Source organism: Parashewanella hymeniacidonis, assembly GCF_016900895.1.
Lineage (GTDB): Bacteria > Pseudomonadota > Gammaproteobacteria > Enterobacterales > Shewanellaceae > Parashewanella > Parashewanella hymeniacidonis.
Window position 1 is genome coordinate 26972 of record NZ_JAFEUN010000046.1, and the last position, 7035, is coordinate 34006.

The 7035-nt window shown below is 43.2% G+C and carries 6 protein-coding genes; all 6 read left to right on the top strand.

Going from position 1 to position 7035, the window contains the following annotated elements; all coding sequences use genetic code 11:
* The first annotated feature begins 8 nt into the window (after positions 1–8).
* The 6 genes from JQC92_RS10835 to JQC92_RS10860 all read left to right on the top strand — a co-directional run bounded on the left by JQC92_RS10835 (position 9) and on the right by JQC92_RS10860 (position 6549).
* Entirely contained in the window at positions 9–1502 is a 1494-nt protein-coding gene (locus JQC92_RS10835; protein WP_204999676.1) for a CoA-acylating methylmalonate-semialdehyde dehydrogenase, read from the top strand.
* Positions 1503–1601: 99 nt separating this feature from the next.
* Positions 1602–2759, top strand: coding sequence for an acyl-CoA dehydrogenase family protein (locus tag JQC92_RS10840; RefSeq protein WP_129944830.1), 1158 nt, complete (start codon positions 1602–1604; stop codon positions 2757–2759).
* Between the two features lie 210 nt (positions 2760–2969).
* A complete protein-coding gene (locus JQC92_RS10845; protein WP_204999677.1) occupies positions 2970–3743 on the top strand; it encodes an enoyl-CoA hydratase in 774 nt (257 codons plus the stop codon).
* A complete protein-coding gene (locus JQC92_RS10850) occupies positions 3743–4858 on the top strand; it encodes an enoyl-CoA hydratase/isomerase family protein (protein WP_239480517.1) in 1116 nt (371 codons plus the stop codon). The genes JQC92_RS10845 and JQC92_RS10850 overlap by 1 nt, the downstream gene beginning before the upstream one ends.
* A gap of 19 nt (positions 4859–4877) precedes the next feature.
* Entirely contained in the window at positions 4878–5783 is a 906-nt protein-coding gene (gene mmsB / locus JQC92_RS10855; RefSeq protein WP_204999679.1) for a 3-hydroxyisobutyrate dehydrogenase, read from the top strand.
* A gap of 10 nt (positions 5784–5793) precedes the next feature.
* Positions 5794–6549, top strand: a complete 756-nt coding sequence (locus JQC92_RS10860) for an SDR family oxidoreductase (protein WP_204999680.1) — start codon at positions 5794–5796, stop codon at positions 6547–6549.
* Positions 6550–7035 lie beyond the last annotated feature (486 nt).

Sequence of the window (7035 nt, forward strand, 5' to 3'; positions counted from 1 at the left end):
AATGTGAGATGGTAACTCAAGTTAAGCACTATATTGATGGTGAATTTACTCTAGGTGAAGGCAGCAAGGAAATTGCAATCACCAACCCTGCAAATAATGAAACGATTGCTGTTGTGAATGCAGCAACAGAGACTGAAGTCTTAACCGCTATTGAAAGTGCAAAAGCAGCATTCGTTACATGGAAAGAAGTTCCTGTATCTGAACGTGCTCGTGTCATGCTTCGTTATCAACACCTATTGAAAGAGCATCACGACGAAATTGCAGAAATCTTGGCTCAAGAAACGGGTAAAACCTTTGATGATGCAAAAGGTGATGTGTGGCGTGGTATTGAAGTCGCTGAGCACGCTTGTAATGTTGCATCGTTATTAATGGGCGAGACAGTTGAGAACGTCGCTCGCTCGATTGACACCTATAGCTACACTCAGCCCTTAGGTGTCTGTGCGGGTATTACACCGTTCAACTTCCCTGCGATGATTCCTTTATGGATGTTTCCACTTGCTGTTGCTTGTGGTAACACTTTCATCTTGAAGCCTTCTGAGCAAGATCCAATGACCCCACAACGTCTTGTTGAATTGTTTGAAGAAGCGGGCGCACCAAAAGGCGTGCTGCAAATGGTTCATGGCGATAAAACAGCCGTCGATGTGCTTCTTGAGCATAAAGAGGTTAAAGCTATCTCATTTGTGGGTTCTGTGGGTGTAGGCCAATACATCTATAAGACTGGTACAGATAACCTAAAGCGTGTTCAAGCGTTTGCCGGTGCTAAGAACCACTGTGTGATCATGCCTGATGCGAATAAACAGCAAGTGATCAATAACCTGGTTGGAGCTTCTGTCGGTGCAGCGGGTCAACGTTGTATGGCAATCTCAGTTGCCATTTTTGTTGGTAAAGCAGCTGAATGGATCCCTGAAGTAAACGCAGCGATTGCAAAAGTTAAGCCAGGTTTATGGAATGATAAAGATGCCGCTTATGGCCCTGTCATCAGTCCAGCAGCTAAAGAGCGTGTGTTAACACTGATCGAACAAGGTAAAGCTGAAGGTGCAACTTGTTTAACCGATGGCAGTGACTTTACTGTTGAAGGTTATGAGTCGGGTAACTGGGTTGGTCCTACTGTATTTTCTGACGTAACAACTGACATGACCATCTACAAAGAAGAAATCTTTGGTCCTGTTCTATGTTGTATGACTGCAGATTCACTCGAAGATGCAATTGAAGTCGTTAATGCAAGCCCATATGGCAATGGTACTTCAATCTTTACTGCAAGCGGTGCTGCAGCACGTAAATATCAACATTTCGTAGAAGTAGGGCAAGTTGGTATTAACGTACCTATTCCAGTGCCATTACCATTCTTCTCGTTCACGGGTTGGAAAGGCAGTTTCTATGGCGATCAACATGCTTATGGTAAGCAAGCGGTTCGTTTTTATACTGAAACGAAAACCATTACTTCGCGTTGGTATGAATCAGATATTGCTTCTGGTCCAAACATGACGATTGAGTTGAAGTAGAAGTAAAAACTATATTTAGGGCAGAGTATTCTGCCCTTTGCTGTTTTAGAAGTCTCTCCGAGACGAGGAGAGTAGACGACACGACACAGGAGTTGTCACATGGATTTTAATTTAAATGAAGATCAACGTCAGTTTGCCGATCTTGCCAGTCAGTTTTCACAAGAACAATTAGCCCCTTTTGCTGGTGAGTGGGACGAAAAGCATCATTTCCCTAAAGACGTGATTCAACAAGCGGGTGAACTTGGTTTTTGTTCACTTTATTCACCTGAGTCAGAAGGTGGGATGGGCTTATCTCGTCTAGATTCATCAATCATTTTCGAAGAACTTGCCCAAGGTTGTACTGCAACTACGGCCATGTTGACCATTCATAATATGGCGACTTGGATGGTAACCACATGGGGCAGCGAATCTTTTCGTGCTGAGTGGTCTGAGTCTCTAACTACAGGTCAAAAGCTAGCATCATATTGTTTAACTGAACCAGGTTCAGGCTCCGACGCTGCATCATTACAAACCAAAGCGGTTCGTGATGGCGACGAGTACGTCATCTCTGGCTCAAAAATGTTTATTTCAGGCGCTGGCGAAACTGAATTGTTGGTCGTAATGTGCCGAACTGGCGAGGCAGGGCCAAAAGGGATTTCAGCAATCGCAATCCCAGCGGATGCAGATGGTGTTATCTATGGCAAAGCCGAAGATAAAATGGGTTGGAATGCGCAACCTACACGATTAATCACATTTGAAGAAGTACGAGTGCCTGTTGCTAATCTTTTAGGTGAAGAAGGCCAAGGCTTTACTTTTGCGATGAAAGGTTTGGACGGCGGTCGTATTAATATTGCGACGTGTTCAGTGGGTACAGCGCAGGCAGCATTAGAGCGTGCAACTGAATATATGAACGAACGTAAACAGTTTGGAAAGCCTTTGGCTGCATTCCAAGCATTGCAATTTAAGTTAGCTGATATGGCGACAGAATTAGTTGCTGCTCGTCAGATGGTTCGTTTAGCTGCGTTCAAATTAGACTCAGGCGATCCTGAGGCTACCGCTTATTGCGCAATGGCAAAGCGTTTTGCAACAGACATTGGCTTCCAAGTGTGCGATGCCGCACTGCAAATTCATGGTGGATATGGTTATATTCGCGAATACCCGCTTGAACGTCACGTCCGTGATGTGCGTGTTCATCAAATTCTTGAAGGCACGAATGAAATCATGCGTTTAATCATTAGTCGCCGCTTATTAGACGAAGCTGCTGCAGAAATAAAATAACCTTGGCTTTGCAAAAGTAAAACGCTACAGCACAGCTAATTATTCCTATTTCTGCGTTGTAATTGCTATGAGTAGTCCACTACACCTTCGCAATTACGCCTTGAACTAGAAACAATTATCAGCACTGAAGTGTAAAGGCTGAATGAATTTAAACCTTGGAATGTAGACGTTTCCGTTATGCAAAGCCAAGGTTATAAAAGGAATCCACAAATGAGCAATATCAAACAATGTATTGAAGGTAATACCGCAGTTCTAACTATGAATAACCCGCCTGCGAATACATGGACTGCGGAAAGTCTTCAAGAGCTTAAAAGTATCGTACTTGAATTAAACAATAATAGAGACGTTTACGCTTTAGTGATTACGGGTGAGGGCGAGAAGTTTTTCTCTGCTGGTGCGGACTTGAAATTGTTTGCTGACGGCGATAAAGGTAACGCTGCATCAATGGCTAAACATTTTGGTGAAGCGTTCGAAACATTGAGTGCATTCCGCGGTGTATCTATCGCTGCTATTAATGGTTACTCGATGGGTGGTGGTTTAGAGGTTGCTTTGGCCTGCGATATTCGAATTGCAGAAGAACAAGCAGTAATGGCGCTCCCTGAGGCGACAGTCGGTTTATTACCTTGTGCAGGTGGTACACAGAACTTGACCGCTTTAGTCGGTGAAGGTTGGACTAAGCGCATGATCCTCTGCGGAGAGCGCATTGACTCAGCTAGAGCTGAGAAAATTGGCTTGGTTGAAGAAGTTGTTGAGCAAGGACAATCGTTAGACGCAGCGATTGCATTAGCAAAACGTGTTGCTAAGCAATCACCAAGCTCAGTTGCAGTGTGTAAAGAGCTTATTCAAGCCGGTCGCACAATGCCACGCACTCAAGCGTTACCATTGGAACGTGAATTATTTGTCGGACTTTTTGATACCGAAGATCAAAAAGAAGGCGTAACTGCGTTTTTAGAAAAACGTAAAGCAGAATGGAGAAACTGCTAATGACATGCCAACAATCAGTTTTTTTTCAAACGCTAGCAACAGCGTCAGGAAAGCTTATTGGTGTGGCAACGCTGAATGCAGAGAAAGCGCTAAATGCGCTCTCTCTGGACATGGTGCGTTTGCTCACTGAACAGTTAACTAAATGGAAAAGCGATACGAATATCGCTTTTGTTGTTTTAGATGGTTGTGGAGAAAAAGCATTTTGTGCCGGTGGTGATGTTCGTGCTCTTTATGACGCATCTATTGCGAACAAAGGTCAAGTTGCCGAAGCTGCTAAGACATTTTTTACTGAAGAGTATCAACTGGATCATTTAATTCACACCTTTGAGAAGCCTGTTATGGTTTGGGGTAATGGCTTTGTAATGGGTGGTGGCGTTGGCCTAATGGCAGGTGCCAGTCATCGGGTGGTTACAGAGACTTCACGAATTGCCATGCCTGAAGTGACCATTGGTTTATTCCCAGATGTGGGTGGCAGTTATTTCTTAAATCGAACACCAGGTAAATCAGGCATGTTTTTAGGTTTCACCGCCTATCAAATGAATGCTGCAGATGCGTGTTATGTGGGTATGGCAAATCATTATCTTAATAATGATGATAAAGAACCTATGTTTGATGTCTTAGCTACGGTTGACTGGAGTGACGATATTGGTATGAATCATCAATACCTTGATGAAGCATTGCATGAAGTTGCATTAAAAAGTGCTGTCCCAAAAGGCGAAAGCGTGATTGCTGATAATCAAGGGTTAATTGACACCCTAATGAGCGGAAATCTAAACGATATCGTGACACGCATGACCGCTCTTGAAACTGACGAAAAATGGCTTAGCCGAGCGAAGTCTTCGATGCTATCCGGCAGCCCAATCAGCTGTCAGCTGATTTTCGAACAAGCTAAATTAGGCACCGATTTATCGCTTGCAGACGTCTTCCGGTGGGAGTTGGCGGTCAGTGTGAATTGTTTGGCTATTGGTGATTTCAATGAAGGTGTTCGTGCATTACTAATTGATAAAGATCGTAACCCGAAATGGCACCAAAACTCTGTCTCTGAAGTACCAAGTGATTTAATTCAAAAGATCATAACATCACCTTGGAAAGAGCACCCATTAGCTGCGCTTTAAAGTAAGGATAATAAGCAAAATGAAAAAAATTGCATTTATTGGTTTAGGTAATATGGGCGGCCCGATGGCGGCTAACTTATTGAAAGCTGGATTTGATGTTAACGTTTTTGATCTTGTTCCAGCAGCCATCGATTCACTTGTTTCTCAAGGTGCCGTTGCTGCAGCGACTGCGTTAGAAGCTGCAACAGGTGTTGATGCCGTTGTTACAATGTTGCCAGCGGGCAAGCATGTGAAGAGCTTATATATTGGCAGTGCCGGTCAACAAGGTCTTCTAGACGTTATTGGTAAAGATACACTATTGATAGACAGTTCGACTATTGACGCTGAAAGTGCAAAATTTGTTGCAGAAGCAGCCGCAATTAAAGGCGTTGAATTCATGGATGCACCAGTATCTGGTGGAACTGCAGGCGCAGCTGCCGGAACACTCACCTTTATTTGTGGTGGTTCTGATCATGCCTTCGAGAGAGCTCAAGCTGTTTTGAATGCAATGGGAGCCAATATTTTCCATGCAGGTTCTGCTGGAGCTGGTCAAGTCGCAAAAATCTGTAACAACATGCTATTAGCTGTGTTGATGGTTGGGACCTCTGAAGCTTTGCAACTGGGTCGTGACCACGGTTTAGACGCAAAAGTGCTATCTGACATCATGAAAGTAAGCAGTGGCGGTAACTGGACACTTGAAAAGTACAATCCTTGTCCAAACGTAATGGAATCAGTACCTTCATCTAACGACTACCAAGGTGGTTTTATGGTAGATTTGATGGTTAAAGATTTAGGTTTATCACAAGAAGCGGCGCTGTTGACGAATTCAAGTACCCCGCTGGGTGCATTGGCAAGAAGCATGTATGTCAATCATGCTCGCAAAGGCAATGGCAGTCGTGACTTCTCAAGTATTTTTGAAGCTTTTGCTAAAGCAAATAACGAATAAGGAACAACCAATGGATTTAAAAGATAAGGTCGTAGTCATTACTGGCGGTGCTGGAGGTTTAGGTTTTGCTATGGCGAAAAACTTTGCTGCATTAGGCGCTAAGTTGGCACTTATCGATGTTGACCAAGATAAGCTTGAGAAAGCTTGTGCAGACCTTGGTACTGCAACGGTTCAAGGTTACGCTTTAGACATCACCGACGAAGAAGACGTTGTTGCGGGTTTTCAGTATATTCTTGAAGACCTAGATCAAGTTAATGTGCTCGTCAATTGCGCTGGTATTCTCCGCGATGGCATGCTTCTTAAAGCGAAAGAAGGCAAAGTAACAGATAGAATGTCTTTGGCTCAATTCCAATCTGTTATCAACGTAAATCTTACGGGTTCTTTCTTGTGTGGACGTGAAGCTGCAGCTGCAATGATTGAGTCTAAGCAGCAAGGCGTGATCATCAACATCTCGAGCATTGCTAAAGCAGGTAACATTGGTCAAACCAACTATGCGGCTTCAAAAGCAGCCGTTGTGGCGATGAGTACTGGCTGGGCTAAAGAATTAGCTCGTCACGGGATACGCAGTGCAGCTGTTGCTCCGGGTGTTATTGAAACTGAAATGACAGCTTCAATGAAGCCAGAAGCATTAGAACGTCTTGAGCATATGGTGCCTGTACGTCGTTTAGGTCAAGCGGATGAAATTTCTTCTACTGTTCAATTTATTATCGAAAATGACTATGTAAATGGTCGAGTTTTTGAAATTGATGGTGGATTAAGGCTGTAGTTTTGATGCTTAGCATCAGCTTAATTTAAGCTTATCTTATGAAGGGAAAGCGATACTCGTTTTCCCTTTGAACTTTCACTTTGCTACTACTGTGCGGTAATACCTTTCAATCTTTTATCAAATCCTTTAAAAACAATAGGTAACAAATTGAATTCATTTTAGTATTAATACTTGGATACAATAAGCTCACAAAGTTCTTTGATCATGCCGGGGCATGGAATGCCTTCAAAAAATCGCAGCTGAGGGAGCTCAGGAAAAATACTTTCGAGTGAGTTTTAAAAGTGGAAGAGTTAAGTGCTAAAGGCTTATCTGTAGAAGGGATAAAAATTTATCCTGGAATCATCAATTTTCTTAAAAGATTTAATCGTAAGCATTCACCAGAGGGGTATTGACAATCTCAAACTCCCGTTTATTGGCATTTATAACTACAAGCTTGCCATTGTTTTGTGACACAAGTACCACCCCGCAAGTAAGTTTCACTGTTTA

Coding starts and splice junctions, on each gene's coding strand:
- mmsB (WP_204999679.1), top strand. CDS start 4,878: ATGAAAAAAATTGCATTTATTGGTTTAGGTAATATGGGCGGCCCGATG.
- JQC92_RS10860 (WP_204999680.1), top strand. CDS start 5,794: ATGGATTTAAAAGATAAGGTCGTAGTCATTACTGGCGGTGCTGGAGGT.
- JQC92_RS10840 (WP_129944830.1), top strand. CDS start 1,602: ATGGATTTTAATTTAAATGAAGATCAACGTCAGTTTGCCGATCTTGCC.
- JQC92_RS10845 (WP_204999677.1), top strand. CDS start 2,970: ATGAGCAATATCAAACAATGTATTGAAGGTAATACCGCAGTTCTAACT.
- JQC92_RS10835 (WP_204999676.1), top strand. CDS start 9: ATGGTAACTCAAGTTAAGCACTATATTGATGGTGAATTTACTCTAGGT.
- JQC92_RS10850 (WP_239480517.1), top strand. CDS start 3,743: ATGACATGCCAACAATCAGTTTTTTTTCAAACGCTAGCAACAGCGTCA.